Annotated in this window: 12 protein-coding genes and 1 tRNA gene; 9 read left to right on the forward strand and 4 right to left on the reverse strand. The window is 72.1% G+C overall.

All coding sequences use genetic code 11. From position 1 onward, the window contains the following. Nucleotides 1-9 precede the first annotated feature (9 nt). The 6 genes from recF to D0Z67_RS14640 all read left to right on the forward strand — a co-directional run bounded on the left by recF (nucleotide 10) and on the right by D0Z67_RS14640 (nucleotide 7,681). The gene (gene recF / locus D0Z67_RS14615; RefSeq protein WP_031179070.1) at nucleotides 10-1,131 is read left to right on the forward strand and encodes a DNA replication/repair protein RecF; all 1,122 of its coding nucleotides are present in this window, start codon (nucleotides 10-12) and stop codon (nucleotides 1,129-1,131) included. Beyond that, on the forward strand, nucleotides 1,128-1,664 hold the full coding sequence (locus tag D0Z67_RS14620) for a DciA family protein (protein WP_031179069.1): 537 nt from the start codon (nucleotides 1,128-1,130) through the stop codon (nucleotides 1,662-1,664). The genes recF and D0Z67_RS14620 overlap by 4 nt, the downstream gene beginning before the upstream one ends. Nucleotides 1,665-2,046: 382 nt before the next feature. Then, a complete protein-coding gene (gene gyrB, locus D0Z67_RS14625; RefSeq protein ID WP_031179068.1) occupies nucleotides 2,047-4,113 on the forward strand; it encodes a DNA topoisomerase (ATP-hydrolyzing) subunit B in 2,067 nt (688 codons plus the stop codon). A 43-nt stretch (nucleotides 4,114-4,156) separates the two neighbouring features. Next, a complete protein-coding gene (gene gyrA / locus D0Z67_RS14630; protein ID WP_031179067.1) occupies nucleotides 4,157-6,778 on the forward strand; it encodes a DNA gyrase subunit A in 2,622 nt (873 codons plus the stop codon). A 17-nt stretch (nucleotides 6,779-6,795) separates the two neighbouring features. Continuing rightward, the gene (locus D0Z67_RS14635) at nucleotides 6,796-7,497 is read left to right on the forward strand and encodes a DUF3566 domain-containing protein (RefSeq protein WP_078872989.1); all 702 of its coding nucleotides are present in this window, start codon (nucleotides 6,796-6,798) and stop codon (nucleotides 7,495-7,497) included. Nucleotides 7,498-7,607: 110 nt separating this feature from the next. Beyond that, nucleotides 7,608-7,681 (forward strand) — tRNA-Ile (locus tag D0Z67_RS14640). Between the two features lie 215 nt (nucleotides 7,682-7,896). On the opposite strand, the gene D0Z67_RS14645 is transcribed toward D0Z67_RS14640, so the two are convergent. Beyond that, nucleotides 7,897-11,940: an nSTAND1 domain-containing NTPase gene (locus D0Z67_RS14645; RefSeq protein ID WP_031179065.1), complete on the reverse strand. Its 4,044-nt coding sequence runs from the start codon at nucleotides 11,938-11,940 to the stop codon at nucleotides 7,897-7,899. Nucleotides 11,941-12,378: 438 nt separating this feature from the next. Between D0Z67_RS14645 and D0Z67_RS14650 the strand changes: the two genes are divergently transcribed. Next, nucleotides 12,379-12,567: a ferredoxin gene (locus D0Z67_RS14650; protein ID WP_031179064.1), complete on the forward strand. Its 189-nt coding sequence runs from the start codon at nucleotides 12,379-12,381 to the stop codon at nucleotides 12,565-12,567. A gap of 134 nt (nucleotides 12,568-12,701) precedes the next feature. Here the strand turns inward: D0Z67_RS14650 and D0Z67_RS14655 are convergent, their stop codons facing one another. Beyond that, nucleotides 12,702-13,091: a DUF6344 domain-containing protein gene (locus D0Z67_RS14655; protein ID WP_031179063.1), complete on the reverse strand. Its 390-nt coding sequence runs from the start codon at nucleotides 13,089-13,091 to the stop codon at nucleotides 12,702-12,704. A gap of 327 nt (nucleotides 13,092-13,418) precedes the next feature. On the opposite strand from D0Z67_RS14655, the gene D0Z67_RS14660 reads away from it, so the two are divergent. Together D0Z67_RS14660 and D0Z67_RS14665 are read left to right on the forward strand one after the other, a co-directional pair. Continuing rightward, nucleotides 13,419-13,547 carry a DLW-39 family protein gene (locus D0Z67_RS14660; protein ID WP_003999697.1) on the forward strand — a complete coding sequence of 43 codons (129 nt, stop codon included), beginning with the start codon at nucleotides 13,419-13,421 and terminating at the stop codon, nucleotides 13,545-13,547. Nucleotides 13,548-13,744: 197 nt separating this feature from the next. Further along, a complete protein-coding gene (locus tag D0Z67_RS14665; protein WP_234312568.1) occupies nucleotides 13,745-15,025 on the forward strand; it encodes a hypothetical protein in 1,281 nt (426 codons plus the stop codon). 93 nt (nucleotides 15,026-15,118) lie between these two features. On the opposite strand, the gene D0Z67_RS14670 is transcribed toward D0Z67_RS14665, so the two are convergent. Both D0Z67_RS14670 and D0Z67_RS14675 read right to left on the reverse strand, forming a co-directional pair. Further along, a complete protein-coding gene (locus tag D0Z67_RS14670; protein WP_031179061.1) occupies nucleotides 15,119-16,387 on the reverse strand; it encodes a serine/threonine-protein kinase in 1,269 nt (422 codons plus the stop codon). A gap of 84 nt (nucleotides 16,388-16,471) precedes the next feature. Continuing rightward, the gene (locus D0Z67_RS14675) at nucleotides 16,472-17,020 is read right to left on the reverse strand and encodes a helix-turn-helix domain-containing protein (protein WP_031179060.1); all 549 of its coding nucleotides are present in this window, start codon (nucleotides 17,018-17,020) and stop codon (nucleotides 16,472-16,474) included. Between the last annotated feature and the right edge of the window lie 48 nt (nucleotides 17,021-17,068).

Here is a 17,068-nt window from a genome sequence, read left to right on the forward strand (position 1 = left end):
CGAACGACCATGCACGTCACGCATCTTTCGCTGGCCGACTTCCGCTCGTACGCCCGGGCCGAGGTTCCGCTCGGCTCGGGCGTCACCGCCTTCGTGGGCCCCAACGGGCAGGGCAAGACCAACCTCGTCGAGGCCGTCGGCTATCTGGCCACCCTGGGCAGCCACCGGGTCTCCGCCGACGCCCCCCTGGTCCGCATGGGCGCCGAGCGTGCCGTGGTCCGGGCGCAGGTCCGCCAGGGCGAGCGGCAGCAGCTGGTCGAGCTGGAGCTGAACCCGGGCCGCGCCAACCGGGCCCGGATCAACCGGTCCTCGCAGGTCAGGCCGCGTGACGTGCTGGGCATCGTACGGACCGTGCTGTTCGCCCCCGAGGACCTCGCGCTGATCAAGGGTGACCCCGGTGAGCGGCGCCGCTTCCTGGACGAGCTGATCACCGCGCGCGCCCCGCGCATGGCGGGCGTCCGCTCCGACTACGAGCGGGTGCTCAAGCAGCGCAACACCCTGCTGAAGTCCGCCGCCCTCGCGCGCCGGCACGGCGGCCGCTCCATGGACCTCTCCACCCTCGACGTGTGGGACCAGCACCTCGCGCACGCGGGCGCCGAGCTGCTCGCCCAGCGCCTGGACCTCATCGGGGTCCTCCAGCCGCTCGCCGACAAGGCGTACGAGCAGCTCGCCCCCGGTGGCGGGCCCGTCGCGCTGGAGTACAAGTCCTCCGCGCCCGGCACCGCGCACACCCGCGAGGAGCTGGCCGAACAGCTGACGGCCGCCCTCGCCGAGGCGCGCAAGCAGGAGATCGAGCGGGGCGTGACCCTGGTCGGCCCGCACCGCGACGACCTGGTGCTGCGCCTGGGCCGCCTCCCCGCCAAGGGCTACGCCTCGCACGGCGAGTCCTGGTCCTACGCGCTCGCGCTGCGCCTTGCCTCCTACGACCTGCTGCGGGCCGAGGGGAACGAGCCGGTGCTGATCCTGGACGATGTCTTCGCCGAGCTGGACGCCCGCCGCCGGGAGCGGCTGGCCGAGCTGGTGGCGCCCGGCGAGCAGGTGCTGGTGACGGCCGCGGTCGACGACGACGTGCCGCACGTCCTGGCGGGCGCCCGGTACGCGGTGGCCGACGGCACGGTGGAGCCGGCATGAGCGAGAGCGGCGAGCAGGACCGCAAGGCGCCGGAGCCGTCCGGCGTCGACCTCGCGCGCGTGGCGCTGCGCGCGGCGAAGGAGCAGGCACGCGCGCGTGGGGACGCGGCGCGGCAGAAGAAGCAGGCGCGGCGCGGCGGTGGCCTGCGCTCGGGCGCTCGGGCGGACGGCCGGGACCCGATGGCGCTGGGCGCGGCGATCAACCGGCTGCTGAACGAGCGCGGCTGGGAGGCCCCGGCGGCGGTCGGCGGTGTCATGGGCCGCTGGCCGCAGATCGTCGGCGAGGACCTGGCGAAGCACTGTGTGCCGCAGCGGTACGACGAGGACGAGCGGGTGCTGTCGGTCTCCTGCGACTCGACGGCGTGGGCGACGCAGCTCCGGCTGCTGGCGCCGACGCTCGTGGCCCGGCTGAACGAGGACCTCGGTCACGGCACCGTACGGATGATCAAGGTGAACGGTCCGGGCTCCCCGGTGCGCCGGTACGGGCCTCTCAGGGCCCCCGGAAGCGCCGGTCCGGGCGACACCTACGGGTGACGTACCTCACGTCTGACCAGTGAGGCGCAAGGGCACTCCATGGCCGTACAGGTGTACGGATCGGCGGCCGATCATGGGCCGACCCCCCGATGGACAAGGGCTGACGGCCCGAAGCCCTGAGCGCCGCTGTGAGCCCCTCGCAGCCCCCTTCCCCATATCGGGACCCGGTCGGGGCCGGTTCAGGGCGGCACATGCGTACTCAGGTGCCCGCAAGCCCCCATCATTGTCGGTGCTACCGGTAGACTGGAAGGCGATCCCGCCCCAATCGTGGGGACCGTCCGGGAAAAGCTGAGCAACGCTGATTCAGGGCTTACCAACGCAACATGCCGCAGCCGCTCCGGCAACCCTCCTTCCGGAGGGCGCGCACCCGCAAGGAGCGCTCGTGCTGTGCCAGAAAGGGCGCTTCGTGGCCGATTCCGGCAACCCCAACGAGAACATCCCTTCCACCGACGCCGGCGTCCTCGGCGAGGCAGTCGCCGCCTCGTACGACGCCAGCGCCATCACCGTGCTCGAAGGGCTGGACGCGGTCCGCAAGCGCCCCGGCATGTACATCGGTTCCACCGGTGAGCGCGGTCTGCACCACCTGGTGTACGAGGTCGTCGACAACTCCGTCGACGAGGCGCTGGCCGGTCACGCGGACACCATCGACGTGACGATCCTGCCCGACGGCGGGGTCCGTGTGGTGGACAACGGCCGAGGCATCCCGGTCGGCATCGTGGCCTCCGAGGGCAAGCCGGCCCTCGAGGTCGTGCTGACCGTGCTGCACGCGGGCGGCAAGTTCGGCGGCGGCGGCTACGCCGTCTCCGGCGGTCTGCACGGTGTGGGCGTGTCCGTGGTGAACGCGCTGTCCATGAAGGTCGCCGTCGAGGTGAAGACCGACGGCTACCGCTGGACGCAGGACTACAAGATGGGCGTCCCCACGGCGCCGCTGGTGAAGAACGAGGCGACCGAGGAGACCGGCACGTCGGTCACCTTCTGGGCCGACCCGGAGATCTTCGAGACCACGGAGTACTCCTTCGAGACGCTGTCCCGGCGTTTCCAGGAGATGGCGTTCCTGAACAAGGGCCTGACGATCAGGCTCACCGACGAGCGCGAGTCGGCGAAGGCCACGAGCGGCGCGGACGAGGCGGGCGCGGACGAGAAGGCCGAGGTCAAGTCGGTCACGTACCGCTATGACGGCGGCATCGTCGACTTCGTGACGTACCTGAACTCCCGCAAGGGCGACGTCGTGCACCCGACGGTCGTCTCGCTGGAGGCGGAGGACAAGGACAAGAGCCTGTCCCTCGAGGTCGCCATGCAGTGGAACGGCGGATACAGCGAGGGTGTCTACTCCTTCGCCAACATCATCCACACCCACGAGGGCGGCACCCACGAGGAGGGCTTCCGCGCGGCGCTGACCTCCCTGATCAACAAGTACGCGCGCGACAAGAAGCTGCTGCGCGAGCGGGACGACAACCTCACCGGTGACGACATCCGCGAGGGTCTGACCGCGATCATCTCGGTCAAGCTGAGCGAGCCGCAGTTCGAGGGCCAGACCAAGACCAAGCTGGGCAACACCGAGGCCAAGACCTTCGTGCAGCGCGCGGTCTACGAGCACCTCAACGACTGGCTGGACCGCAACCCGGTCGAGGCGGCGGACATCATCCGCAAGGGCATCCAGGCGGCCACCGCGCGTGTGGCGGCCCGCAAGGCCCGTGACCTCACCCGGCGCAAGGGTCTGCTGGAGTCCGGCGCGCTGCCGGGCAAGCTGTCCGACTGCCAGTCGAACGACCCGTCCAAGTGCGAGATCTTCATCGTCGAGGGCGACTCCGCCGGCGGTTCGGCCAAGTCCGGCCGCAACCCGCAGTTCCAGGCGATCCTCCCGATCCGCGGCAAGATCCTCAACGTCGAGAAGGCGCGGATCGACAAGATCCTGCAGAACCAGGAGATCCAGGCGCTGATCTCCGCGTTCGGCACGGGTGTGCACGAGGACTTCGACATCGCGAAGCTCCGCTATCACAAGATCATCCTGATGGCGGACGCCGACGTCGACGGCCAGCACATCAACACCCTGCTGCTGACCTTCCTGTTCCGCTTCATGCGGCCGCTGGTCGAGGCCGGGTACGTCTACCTCTCCCGTCCCCCGCTCTACAAGATCAAGTGGGGCCGGGACGACGTGGAGTACGCGTACTCCGACCGCGAGCGCGACGCGCTGATCGAGATGGGCCGCCAGCGCGGCAAGCGCATCCGTGAGGACTCCATCCAGCGCTTCAAGGGTCTGGGTGAGATGAACGCGGAGGAGCTGCGCGTGACCACGATGGACCCGGAGCACCGCGTCCTCGGCCAGGTCACCCTCGATGACGCCGCGCAGGCCGACGACCTGTTCTCGGTCCTGATGGGCGAGGACGTCGAGGCCCGCCGCCTCTTCATCCAGCGCAACGCCAAGGACGTCCGCTTCCTCGACATCTGAGTCGGTCCCGGCTGACCGCACCAGGGAAGGATCTTCACCAGCAATGACCGACGAAACCCCCGAGTTCATGCCCGAACCGGTGACCCCGGAGGAGGAGACGGGCGAGACCGTCACCCTCCGGATCGAGCCGGTGGGCCTCGACGCCGAGATGCAGCGCTCCTACCTCGACTACGCGATGTCCGTCATCGTGTCGCGCGCGCTGCCCGACGTCCGGGACGGCCTCAAGCCCGTCCACCGCCGTGTGCTGTACGCGATGTACGACGGCGGCTACCGCCCCGACCGCGGCTTCTACAAGTGCGCGCGCGTCGTCGGCGACGTCATGGGTAACTACCACCCCCACGGCGACAGCTCGATCTACGACGCCCTGGTGCGCCTCGCGCAGCCGTGGTCCATGCGCATGCCGCTCGTCGACTCCAACGGCAACTTCGGCTCCCCGGGCAACGACCCGGCGGCCGCGATGCGCTACACCGAGTGCAAGCTGGCGCCGCTGTCGATGGAGATGGTCCGCGACATCGACGAGGACACCGTCGATTTCAAGGACAACTACGACGGCCGCTCCCAGGAGCCGACCGTCCTGCCCGCCCGCTTCCCCAACCTGCTGATCAACGGCTCGGCCGGTATCGCGGTCGGCATGGCGACCAACATCCCGCCGCACAACCTCCGTGAGGTCGCGGCCGGCGCCCAGTGGCACCTGGAGCACCCGGAGGCGTCGCAGGAGGAGCTGCTGGACGCCCTCATCGAGCGCATCAAGGGCCCGGACTTCCCGACCGGCGCGCTGGTCGTGGGCCGCAAGGGCATCGAGGAGGCGTACCGCACCGGGCGCGGCTCCATCACGATGCGCGCGGTGGTCGAGGTCGAGGAGATCCAGAACCGGCAGTGCCTGGTCGTCACCGAGCTGCCGTACCAGGTGAACCCCGACAACCTGGCGCAGAAGATCGCCGACCTGGTGAAGGACGGCAAGATCGGCGGCATCGCCGACGTCCGCGACGAGACGTCGTCCCGCACCGGGCAGCGTCTGGTGATCGTCCTCAAGCGGGACGCGGTCGCCAAGGTCGTGCTGAACAACCTGTACAAGCACACCGAGCTGCAGACGAACTTCGGCGCCAACATGCTGGCCCTGGTCGACGGGGTGCCGCGCACGCTGTCGCTGGACGCGTTCATCCGGCACTGGGTGACGCACCAGATCGAGGTCATCGTCCGCCGGACCCGGTTCCGGCTGCGCAAGGCCGAGGAGCGCGCGCACATCCTGCGCGGTCTGCTGAAGGCCCTGGACGCCATCGACGAGGTCATCGCGCTGATCCGGCGCAGTGAGACCGTCGAGATCGCCCGCGGCGGCCTGATGGACCTGCTCGCGATCGACGAGATCCAGGCCAACGCCATCCTCGAGATGCAGCTGCGCCGGCTGGCCGCCCTGGAGCGCCAGAAGATCGTGCAGGAGCACGACGAGCTCCAGGCGAAGATCAACGAGTACAACCGCATCCTCGCCTCCGAGGAACTGCAGCGGCAGATCGTCCACGACGAGCTGGCCACCATCGTCGAGCGGTTCGGCGACGACCGGCGCAGCACGCTGGTGCCCTACGACGGCGACATGTCCATCGAGGACCTGATCGCCGAGGAGGACATCGTCGTCACCGTCACGCGCGGCGGCTACATCAAGCGCACCAAGACGGACGACTACCGGGCGCAGAAGCGCGGCGGGAAGGGGGTGCGGGGCGCGAAGCTGAAGGAGGACGACATCGTCGACCACTTCTTCGTCTCCACCACGCACCACTGGCTGCTGTTCTTCACCAACAAGGGCCGCGTCTACCGGGCCAAGGCGTACGAGCTCCCGGACGCCGGACGGGACGCGCGCGGCCAGCACGTGGCCAACCTGCTCGCCTTCCAGCCGGACGAGGCGATCGCCGAGATCCTGGCGATCCGGGACTACGCGGCGGCGCCGTACCTGGTGCTGGCCACGAAGGCGGGCCTGGTCAAGAAGACCCCGCTGAAGGACTACGACTCGCCGCGTTCCGGCGGTGTCATCGCCATCAACCTGCGGGCGGGCGAGGACGGCGCGGACGACGAGCTGATCGGTGCGGAGCTGGTCTCGGCCGACGACGACCTGCTCCTCGTCAGCCGGAAGGCGCAGTCCATCAGGTTCACCGCGTCGGACGACACGCTGCGTCCGATGGGCCGTGCCACCTCCGGTGTGAAGGGCATGAGCTTCCGCGAGGGTGACGAGCTGCTCTCGATGAACGTGGTGCGTCCGGGTACCTTCGTCTTCACCGCGACCGACGGCGGTTACGCCAAGCGGACGCCTGTGGACGAGTACCGGGTGCAGGGACGTGGCGGTCTGGGCATCAAGGCTGCCAAGATCGTGGAGGACCGGGGCTCGCTCGTCGGCGCGCTGATCGTCGAGGAGAGTGACGAGATCCTCGCCATCACCCTCGGCGGCGGTGTGATTCGTACGCGCGTCAGCGGGGTCAGGGAGACGGGCCGTGACACCATGGGCGTCCAACTGATCAACCTGGGCAAGCGCGATGCCGTGGTCGGTATCGCTCGCAACGCCGAAGCGGGGCGTGAGGCGGAGGAGGTCGACGGCGAGATCGTCGTCGACGAGACCGTCGAGGTCACCGAGGTCACCACGATCGCCACGGACGAGGGTGAGGCGCCCTCGGCCGAGTAGCACGAGGAGTGAATCACGTGAGCGGAGCCACGGGCGCCGGATCGGCCGGTACCTCCACGGGTACGGAGACGGACGGCGGCGGCCGTGGCTCCGCCGCGCAGGCGGCCTCCGCCGACGCTTCTTCTGCTTCTACTCCTGATTCTTCGAGTTCCCAGGGGGGAACCGTGACGGACACCCGTGGAGCGCGGGCCGGCGCCGGTACGACCGAGGGGATGGCGGCCTCCCCGCTGCCCGGTGAGCGCGGTCCCGAGCAGCCGGCCGGGCCCTACCACCCGCCGCAGGCGTACGCGGCGCAGCCACCGGCCGGCGCGGTACGGCGGCCCCGCACCGGGGTGGGCACGGCGCCGCGTACCCGCAAGGCGCGGCTGCGGGTGGCCAAGGCGGACCCGTGGTCGGTGATGAAGGTCAGCTTCCTGCTCTCCATCGCGCTCGGCGTCTGCACGATCGTGGCGTCCGCGGTGCTGTGGATGGTGCTGGACGCGATGGGCGTGTTCTCCACCGTGGGCGGCACGATCTCGGAGGCGACCGGGGCCACCGAGGCGACCGGCTTCGACCTCCAGTCCTACCTCTCGCTGCCGCACGTCCTGATGTTCGCGACGATCATCGCGGTCATCGACGTCGTCCTGGCCACGGCCCTGGCGACGCTCGGTGCCTTCATCTACAACCTCTCCGCGGGCTTCGTGGGCGGCATCGAGCTGACCCTCGCGGAGGACGAGTAGGGACGCCTTCCGCCTCGGTCGACGGCCCCCCGCCAACCGATTTTGGGACTGCCCCGGTCGTGCGCTAATCTTCAGGAGTCAGCGCGCGGGACACCCCCCGCGAAGCGGGCGGGGCTATAGCTCAGTTGGTTAGAGCGCATCCCTGATAAGGATGAGGCCACAGGTTCAAATCCTGTTAGCCCCACATGTGCGAAGACCCCCAGTCGGTATCGGCTGGGGGTCTTCGGCGTTCTCGGACGGTGTCGCTCGCCGGGGTTCGAGGCGTCGGGCGCGCAAAAGACCCGATCGCTGGCGACGGGGGATGCACCAGCGATCGGGCTATGGCCAAGGGTAACAAGGTTGAGGGCGTTGCGGGGCCAACGAGGTTGATCGGTGGGGGAGTTGGCTGATCTTGGTGGGTCAGTGGGGGCACGGGGGGTCGTAGGGGAGGCGGGGGAGGTACTCGTGCCACTTCTGGGGTGTGAGGACGCCCCGGGTGACCGCGCAGATGTGCCGTACCGCCTCGTCCGCGTCCAGGCTCCACAGCCGTACCGTGTCCGCGCCGCTGGAGACGCCGAGGACGTGGCTGCCGGGGCTGAACGCGAGGAAGTTGCCCGTCTTGGCGTACGGGCTCATCGACTGGCCGATCGGCGCGGCCGAGCCGGGGTCGGTGACGTCCCAGAGGCGGACGGTGTTGTCGTTGCCGCCGCTGGCCAGGGTGTGGCCGTCGGCGTTGAAGGTCAGTGAGGTCACCGACTCCGTGTGGCCGGTGAGGGTGTGGCCGACGGGCGCGGCCGAGCCGGGGTCGGTGACGTCCCAGAGGCGGACCGTGTCGTCGTCCCCGCCGCTGACCAGGGTGTGGCCGTCCGGGCTGTACTCCAGCGCGTTGACCGGGCCCGAGTGGCCGGTGAGCGGACGGCCGCGCAGGGCGGGCCGGGCGGGGTCGGCCACGTTCCACAGCCGGATCGTGCCGTCCGCGCTGCCGCTGGCCAGGGTGTGGCCGTCCGGGGCGAACTCCAGTGCGTTGATGTACCCCCGGTGCCCGGCCAGGGGCGGCCCGTAGGGGGCGGGGCGGGCCGGGTCGGCGACGTTCCACAGGCGGAGACGGTGGTCGTCGTAGGCGGTGGCCAGGACGCGGCTGTCGGGGCTGAAGACGAGCGCGTCGGAGCCCATGAAGCGGGTCATCAGCTTGAGCGGCGGCCCGGCGACCACCGGATGAGCGGGGTCCGAGACGTTCCACAGGTACACCGAGCGGTTCCCGGTCAGCACCGCGAGCGTACGGCCGTCCGGGGCGAACATCAGGGTGCGCTGCCCGCCGTCCGCCGGCATGAACGGCGCGCCCAGCGCCACCGGCCGCTCCGGCGCCGTCACCCGCCACAGCCGGACCCGGCCGTCGCGCGCCGCCGTGGCCAGCACCTTCCCGTCCCGGCGGAACGCGGCCCCGCGCCCGGTCATGTCCGAGGTCGGCACCGCCCACAGCCGGGCCCGGCCGTCCCCGCTGCCGGTGGCGAGGGTCCGGCCGTCCGGGCTGAACCCCAGCGCGTACATCTCCCCGCTGCTCCCCGCGAGCGGCTCGCCCACCTGGGACGGGGACGCGGGGTCGGTGACGTTCCACAGGCTGGCCGTTGAGTCGGCGCTGGCCGCCGCGAGCCTGCCCCCGTCCGGGCTGAAGGCCACCGACCAGACCGGTCCGGTGTGCCCGGTCAGCGGCGCGCCCAGCGGGGCCGGACGGTCCGGGTCGGCCATGTTCCACAGCCGGATGGTGTCGTCCGCGCTGCCGCTGGCCAGCACCTTGCCATTGGGGCTGAACGCCACTGAATGCACCAGATCGGTGTGCCCCCGCAACACCCCGCGCCGGGCCTTGGCATGCCGGGGGTCGGCCACGTCCCACAGCCGTACGGTGTCGTCGTCGCCCGCCGAGGCGAGGGTCCGCCCGTCCGGGCTGAACGCCACCGAGCGCACTGGCGCGCTGTGCCCGCGCAGCGCCTCCAGAGGCTTCGCCCGGTGCGGGTCGGCCACGTTCCACAGCCGTACGGTGCGGTCTTCGCCCGCGCTGGCCAGGGTGCGGCCGTCCGGGCTGAAGGCGACCAGGTAGATCGTGCCGTCGTGACCCGTGAGGGGCTCCCCCAGGGACCTGGGGTGGGCGGGGTCGGTGACGTCCCAGAGGTGGATCGTGCCGTCGTCGCCGGCGCTGGCCAGGGTGTGCCCGTCCGGGCTGAACACCGCGCTGCTCACCCAGGACCGGTGCCCGTGCAGGGGGGCGCCCAGCGGCTTGGGGCTCCCCCGGTCCGCGACGTTCCACAGACGGACGGTGCGGTCGTAGCTGGCGGTGGCCAGGACCTTGCCATTGGGGCTGAAGGAGGTCAGGTAGACGGCGCCGGTGTGACCGGTGAGCGGGGTGGCGAGCGGCGCGTTCACTATCGAGATCAGCCTGCTGTAGGCGCCCTCGTCGTCCGGGCGCAGCCGGTGCGCCACAAGGTCGAGGCCCGCCGCGAGCGAGGGGTCGGTGTGCTGGACCCGGTCGGCCTCCGCGAGGACCTGCTCGAACACCGCGTCGTTGCGCTGCTGCCAGGCCACCACCGCGGCCCCCGCCGCGAGCACCGCCAGCACGGTGAGCGCGGCCACCGCGGCCCTGCTGATCAGCACCGTGCGCCTGCGCAGCCGTACCGAGGCGGCCAGGAAGTCCAGCGCGCCCCGCGTGAGGTAGGTGTCCCCGGCCGACTCCGCCCAGTCGCGCGCCTGCTCGAGACGGGAGCCCCGGTACAGCAGGGAGCTGTCGCGTTCGGAGCCCTCCCAGGCCCGGCCGTCCTCCTCCAGCCGCTGGCGCAGCAGATGGTCGCCCCGGTTGTCGTCGATCCAGTGCCGCAGCCGGGGCCAGGCGTGCAGCAGCGCCTCGTGGGTGATCTCCACGGTCTCCGCGTCGAGGGTGACCAGCCGGGCGCGGACCAGCGCCTCCAGCGACTCCTCGGTCTTGTCCGGGTCGGTGGACTCGGCTGCCAGCTGGCGCCGGGTGCCGCGCCTGCGGGTGGCCTGGGTGTCCTCGCCGAGCCGGACCAGGCGCAGCAGGAGCAGCCGGGCGGCGCTGCGGGCGGCCGGGTCGAGCCCGGACCAGGCACGCTCCGCGGTGGCCGCGACCGCGCCCTGGATGCCGCCCGCCGCCCGGTACCCGGCCACGGTGAGCCGGCCGGCCCTGCGGCGCTGCCAGGTGGCGAGCAGGGCGTGGGAGAGCAGCGGGAGCACGCCGGCGTCATGGGCGCCGCGCGGGCCGTCGGCGCTGACCTCGCGGACGATCAGCTCGGTCAGGCCCGCCTCCAGCTCCAGCCCCACCGCCCGCGCCGGTCCGTTCACCGCCTCGCGCAGTTCGGCGGTGGTCAGCGGGCCGAGCACCATGTGCCGGTGCTGGAGGGCGTCGGCGAGTTCGGGGTAGCCGAGGCACTCCTCGTAGAAGTCGGCGCGGATGCCGAGGACGACCTGGACGGGGGCGGCGCCGGAGGGGCCGGGGGTGCAGGCGGCGTGCAGGAACTGGACGAAGGCCCGGCGGTCGGCCTCGCCGGCGCAGAGGGTGAAGGTCTCCTCGAACTGGTCCACGATCAGCACCGGCCGGGCCGTCCTGCGGGCGGCGGGTGCCGGGGACTCGGGGGAGGAGCGGGGGCCGGGGATGGTGACGGTGCCCGGGGGCCGCCGGCCGTGGGCCCACTCGGTGACCGCTTCCCGTATCGCCCCGGTGGCCGGGCTACGGTCCTCCTCCCCGGCGGCCCGCGCCTCCTCGGCGAGCGGAGCGAGGGCGGGGACCAGGCGGGTCAGCTCCCCCAGCGGGTCGGCGCCCGGCACGAGCTGGAGGACCGTGTGCGCGCCGTCCTCCTCCAGCGCGGGCACCAGGCCGGCGTTGAGGAGGGAGGACTTACCGGCGCCCGAGGCACCGACCAGCATCACCAGTCCCCCGCCGCGTTCGGCGGCCCGCAGCTGGGCCACCAGCGCCTCGGTGCCCCGCTCCCGGCCGAAGAACCAGCGGGCGTCCTCCGGCCGGTAGGAGGCGAGGCCCCGGTACGGGCATACCGGGGACTCGGCGGGAGGCGGTTCGGCGGCCGGGCCCTCGGGGCGTTCGCCCACCGGGTCGGCCAGGGCCCGTTCCCACAGCCGCTGCCACTGGGCCAGGTCGTACAGGCCGGTGGAGACCGGGGTGGGGCTGGCGCGGCGGGCCTCGGGGATGAGGATCTGGAGGACGGCGGCCAGGGCGGCGAACTGGGCGGGTGCGTTCTTGGCCCGCCGCCAGTCGCTGATGCGCTGGGCGGAGACCCGTACCGGACGGCCCCGTTCGTCCACCCGCTGGAGGCGGACGACCGCCTCCGAGACGCTTTTCAGGGGCGGATTCCCGGCTTCCCGGTACAGCAGGGCGAGGCGTTCGGCGAAGGCTGTGCGTGCCCCTGAGTCGGAACCCAAGGTCCCACCCCTCACTTCCCCCATCTGATGCGTCCGGACCGGAAAACTCACCCTATACGGCTGACCTGCGGGAAAGCCCTGGTCGGGCGGTCCGGATCTCCTCGCCGGTTGCCACAGATGGCAGGATCGCATCGCGGTAGCGGAGCTGTCACACACCGTCCGGACCGGCCACCTGCCCGGTCCGCGAGAAGGTCCCGCCGGGCGCCGAACGTTCTCGGTCAAAGTTCGCCAGGAGCGGCGCACGGCGTGGCGGGACGCCATGGGATCCACGGGCCCACCGTGCCGGGCACACCGGCACGGCCCGGGACGAAGACCCCCCGCTCCGTTCGGTACCGGTCCCCACGAGGGGAGGGACCGGTACCGGACGGGCGGTGGTACGGCCGGTTCGGCCGGGCGCCCGGGGGGCAGGCACGTCGTGGGCGCGGGCCCGACGGAGGCTGCCGCGCGAGCAGGGGAGGCCGTATGAAGGTGTCCGTGGACCGGGAGGTCTGTTACGGCTCGGCCGAGTGCGCTTACCGCGCTCCCGAGGTCTTCGACTTCGTCGAGGGGTACGGCGTGGTCAGGCCGGGCCGGGAGGATTCCGGGGACGATCCGCTGGTGCGCGAGATCGTGGAGAGGTGTCCCTCGCAGGCCGTGCTGCTGGGGGAATGAGAGGGCGGGGCGGACGCGGTGCGGGCCCCCAGGCCGGTGGCCGGGGGGCTTTCCGTGTCGACGGTCGGGTACGCAAGTCGCCTGTGTGTCGAGACGTCCGCGGTGCTGGGTGCCTGCCGTGGGGCTCGGCGGGCTCAGCAGTCCAGGTGGGACGCGTACTGCTCGGTGCTCTCCTGCCGGTGCGTGGTCTCGGTGCGGTCCGGGGCGTTGACGCGGTGCGGGGCGACGGTGCCCGCTTCCCGGCCGGCCAGTGAGCGGTGCCGGCAGTTGGGGGACTTCCCGTGGGCCTCGGCCCGGATGCGCTGCTTCATCGTGGGGGGCAGGGACCTGGCCGGTGGCCGGGCCTGATGGCTGACGGCCGCCGGTGCCTCCGGTGCGCTGTGCTCCGTGCTGCCGTGACTCGGGTTCCCGGCCTGGGCCGAGGCGACCGGTGCGGTCGCGGTGACGAGTCCGAGCGCCGTGCACAGCGCGAGGAAGGCGGTGACGATGGCGGTCCACAACGTCATGACCTTGTTCCTGGCCATGGCCCCTCACTTTCAGGTTGGGCGATTTGCGTACTTTCCTCATGATGTGTATGTGGGCGGCGAAGTGGTGGACCGACGCCCGTGGCGCGTCGATGTTCAGATGAACACCACTCGGATGGGTGCAAGGAGGTGGAAAACCCCTGAAACTGCCTCTTAACGGGAGGAACACAACCCTCTGTGCGGGTGTGATCACCCTCCGATCGCAACGGCTCCGGGCCGCCGGAGGACGGGAGTTGGGGGCCCGGCGCAGGTCACCGATCGGTCTCGGCCGGTGTGTATAGTCGGGCGCCAGAGGTCCCCTACGTCAACGAAAGACGAGGTCGCGCGGTGAAGAAGCTGCTCCTGGTCGCACTGGCCGCCATCGGCGGTCTCCTTGTGTACCGCCAGATCCAGGCGGATCGCGCCGAGCAGGACCTGTGGACGGAGGCCACCGACTCCGTGCCCACCGGTTCCTGAAACCCCGGCACCACGGTCTGAACGAACCCCGGTCGCTCGAGCGGCCGGGGTTCTGTGTTGCCGGGCCCCGGAACCTGAGGTACGCCTCGTCCCGGAGAGCCTCGGTGTTTCGGACGGCTGCGCGAAAACCCTGATGGCGCAAGCGGTTCCGGGCAGGATGGGCCCCGGCGCGGTGACCTAGGGGCAGGGGGCGGCTGATGCGGCGGGGGTTGCGGAACGCGGTACGGGGGCTGTGCGCGGGGACGGTGGTGTGGGCCCTCGCCGGGACACCCGCGATGGCCGCCCCGGACGGGTACGCCTTCACGCCGGGTGCCGAGAACCTCGCGGGCTCCCCCGACACCGCCGGGGCGCGGACCCTGGTGCCCGGCCACACCTACCGCAGCTCCCTCCCGGCGCGCGGCCGGCTCTACTACCGGCTCACGCTCGACGCCACGGCGAACGTCTACGTCCCCGTCACCGCCGTACCCCCGCGCGGCGCGACCGTCGCCGCCACGGACGGCATCCGGGTCTCGCTCCAGGACGCCGACGGCAACCCCTGCTTCTACTCCTCCGCGTCCTTCGGCGCCGGACTCAGCCCCCGGCCCGTCACGGCCGTCGGCCAGCGGGACACCGGCAGGTCGCTGTGCCAGAGCGCCGCCGTGTACTACCTGCTGGTGGAGCGGCTGGACGCCAAGACCTCCGACCCCGGCCGCTGGGACCTGGAGCTGGCCCCCGCCACCGAACCCGGTCTCGCCGCCACCGCCCCCACCACACCGCCCCGCTCCTGGAACTCCGCCACGCCCCAGCCGCCCGGCGGTGCCCCGCGCGAGAGAAGGGGAGGCGAGGGGTTCTCCGCCGCCCGCGTGCTGGGCCAGGGTGTCTGGCGCACCCGCCTCGCGCCCGGTGACACCGCCTTCTACAAGGTGCCGGTCGACTGGGGGCGCCAGGTGCACGCGAGTGCGGAGCTGGCTGCCGCCACCGGCCACGGTTATGTCGGCGGAGCTCTCACCCTCTCCCTCCTCAACCCGGCCCGAGGCCCGGTCGACGACGCGGCCCTCGGCTACACCGGAACCCGCCACGGGGTGTCCCTGGCTCCGGTCCCGCCGGTCGAGTACGCCAACCGCTACGCGGTGCCGAGCGGGGAGAACGGGGTGCGGTTCGCGGGCGACTACTACCTGGTCCTCCACCTCAGCGACCGCCTGGCCGACTCCTTCGGCACGGGGCCCTTCGGGGTGACGCTCCGGGTACGCCTGGACGGTACGGCCCACGCGGGCCCGAAGTACCTGGGGCGCACCGAGCCGACGGACCTCCTCGCGGTGAGCCCGGGGGACTGGGGCCCGCCCGCGAGCGGGGACACCGGCGGCACCGATCCGGCGATGCGAGCGCTGGCGTACGGCGGCCTCGGTGCCGGTACGGCGCTGCTGCTGGGGCTGGGGGCGTGGGCGCTGCTGGCCCGGCGGTCGGAGAGGGCGGCCGGCGCCCGGAAGCCGACCGCCTAGCCGCGCGGCACCGAGAGGCCACGGCGGGTGCCGGTACGGCGGGCCTCGGCACGGGTCGGCGGCGCTGCTGCTGGACCCCCTCGCCCTACGGACTCACACGCGGGCCAACGCCCAGAAACCCACCGCGTAGCAGAGCAACGCCAGCAGCAGCACCGGGACCGCGACCTTGGCGGAGGGACCGGGGCGGGGGCGGGCGCGGTGGCCGGGGGCGCGAGGGGTCTCGGTGGGGAGGCCGGGGGTGCGGGGGTCCCGCGCCGTGTACGAGGCGGTGTGGGGGTCGGTCGTGGGCCGGGGTGGCGGCGGGGGCGGGAGATGGAAGCTGCCCGTGTCGGACATCGACGAGGCGGTGAGGACCGGGGGCCGGGTGCCCAGGCCGGCTGTCGGGGAGGAGCCGGGCAGCGGGGCGTTCGTCGTCGTGCCGCTGGTGTCCGGGGCGCCGGCGGGACGGTCTCCCCAGCGGGCGTCCACCGCGGTGGCGGGTTTGTGCGGGCCCTCGGGGCCGAAGCCGGGGGGCAGGGGGCCGAGCTGGTCGAAGATCTCGATCGGCTCGTCGTCGGGGCTGGGCTCGGGGAGCAGCTCGCGGGCGGCGGCCAGGGCCTTGCGGGCGCCCGTGGCGGTGCGGAAGCGGGCGGCGGGGTCGGGCTGGAGCATGGTGGCGACGACCTGCCACAGCGGCTCGGGCACCCGCGCGGGCGCGCCCGGCGTCCCGTGTTCCAGGAAGTACCGGACGATCTCCTTGCCGTCCGGCTTGGCCCCCTCCAGCAGATAGAGGGCGACCAGCCCCACGGCGAACAGGTCACCGGGGAAGTCGGGTTCGGCCCCCAGCAGTTGCTCGGGCGCGAGATAGCCCGGCGTGCCGACCACGAGGTTGGTCTCGGTCAGCCGGGGCTCGCCGAAGCGCATGGCGATGCCGAAGTCGGACAGCCGCAGCCGGGGCCGGCCGGTGCCGGTGGCCTCCAGCAGTACGTTGGCGGGCTTGATGTCCCGGTGCACGACTCCCTCGGCGTGCACGGCGCCAAGGCCGGACAGCAACTGGTCCAGCAGGGTGCAGACGAACACCGGCGGAAGAGGACCGTAGTCGTTGATCAGGTGGACCAGGGAGCCACCGGACACCAGGTCCATGGTGAACAGGACCTGGTCGTCGTCGGCCGCCCAGCTCGCCGGCGCGAGCACATGCGGATGATCGATGCGCAGTGCCTGCTCGCGCACGAAGCGCAGCAGGGTGTGGGCGTCGCGCTGCTGAAGCACCTTGGCGGCGACATAGCGCCGTCTGCGGTGGTCCCAGGCGCGCCATACCGCGCCCACACCGCCACGCCCGATCGGGTCGGCCAGCTCGTACCGGCCCGCGAAGACCTCACCCATGACCGTGCAGCTCCTCCCCCTGGTGCGCTGCCCCGGCCGTGCGGCCGGGCCCGGTGCCGGACCCCCTCCGGACCGGGCCGGGGGTCAGCTCTGGTGGGACTGGTAGTGCGCGACCGCGTCGGCGGTGCGGCCCGCGCCGTAGACCCGGAGGAACTCTGCCAGTTCGGGGTGGGTCGGGGCGAGGGTGTCCGCGGCGTCGATGATGTCTCCGGCGGCGGCGACGGAGCGGAGCAGTGACTGGATCTCGCGCACGACCCGCTTCACCGTGGGCGCGCCCGAACTGCTGGTCGTCTGTGTGGTGTTGCTCAGCACCGAGCCTCCTGGGGACTTCTTGATCTCGTCCATGCGGTCGGTCGCCTCGGCCGCGCTCACACTGCCGTCCGCCACCTGCGCGGCCAGCTCCTGCAGCAGCTGCACCCGCTGCACCACCGCCGGATTGCCGATCTTGGCGCGCTGGCCGCTCATGAGCTGCGACAGCATCGGAGCCGACAGCCCCAGCGCGGCGGCGAGCCGGGCCTGATTGAGCCCGAGATCGTCGATCAGCTTACGGAAGAGCGCCCCCAACGGCTCCCCGTACCAGTTCCGCTGGAGCTCCCGCGCTCTCGCGGTGGCTTCCTGCTGTGCGGCGTCCATGGCGTCTCCCCATCGCTTCCCCAGAAACCGAGGTTCGCTGAAGCGAAC

It is taken from the genome of Streptomyces seoulensis (assembly GCF_004328625.1).
In the GTDB taxonomy this organism is placed as follows: domain Bacteria; phylum Actinomycetota; class Actinomycetes; order Streptomycetales; family Streptomycetaceae; genus Streptomyces; species Streptomyces seoulensis.

What these genes read in the sequence shown, in the direction of transcription:
- D0Z67_RS14665 (WP_234312568.1), top strand. Translation starts at nt 13,745, where the DNA reads ATGCGGCGGGGGTTGCGGAACGCGGTACGGGGGCTGTGCGCGGGGACG.
- recF (WP_031179070.1), top strand. Translation starts at nt 10, where the DNA reads ATGCACGTCACGCATCTTTCGCTGGCCGACTTCCGCTCGTACGCCCGG.
- D0Z67_RS14655 (WP_031179063.1), bottom strand. Translation starts at nt 13,091, where the DNA reads ATGGCCAGGAACAAGGTCATGACGTTGTGGACCGCCATCGTCACCGCC.
- D0Z67_RS14645 (WP_031179065.1), bottom strand. Translation starts at nt 11,940, where the DNA reads ATGGGGGAAGTGAGGGGTGGGACCTTGGGTTCCGACTCAGGGGCACGC.
- D0Z67_RS14620 (WP_031179069.1), top strand. Translation starts at nt 1,128, where the DNA reads ATGAGCGAGAGCGGCGAGCAGGACCGCAAGGCGCCGGAGCCGTCCGGC.
- D0Z67_RS14650 (WP_031179064.1), top strand. Translation starts at nt 12,379, where the DNA reads ATGAAGGTGTCCGTGGACCGGGAGGTCTGTTACGGCTCGGCCGAGTGC.
- D0Z67_RS14670 (WP_031179061.1), bottom strand. Translation starts at nt 16,387, where the DNA reads ATGGGTGAGGTCTTCGCGGGCCGGTACGAGCTGGCCGACCCGATCGGG.
- gyrA (WP_031179067.1), top strand. Translation starts at nt 4,157, where the DNA reads ATGACCGACGAAACCCCCGAGTTCATGCCCGAACCGGTGACCCCGGAG.
- D0Z67_RS14675 (WP_031179060.1), bottom strand. Translation starts at nt 17,020, where the DNA reads ATGGACGCCGCACAGCAGGAAGCCACCGCGAGAGCGCGGGAGCTCCAG.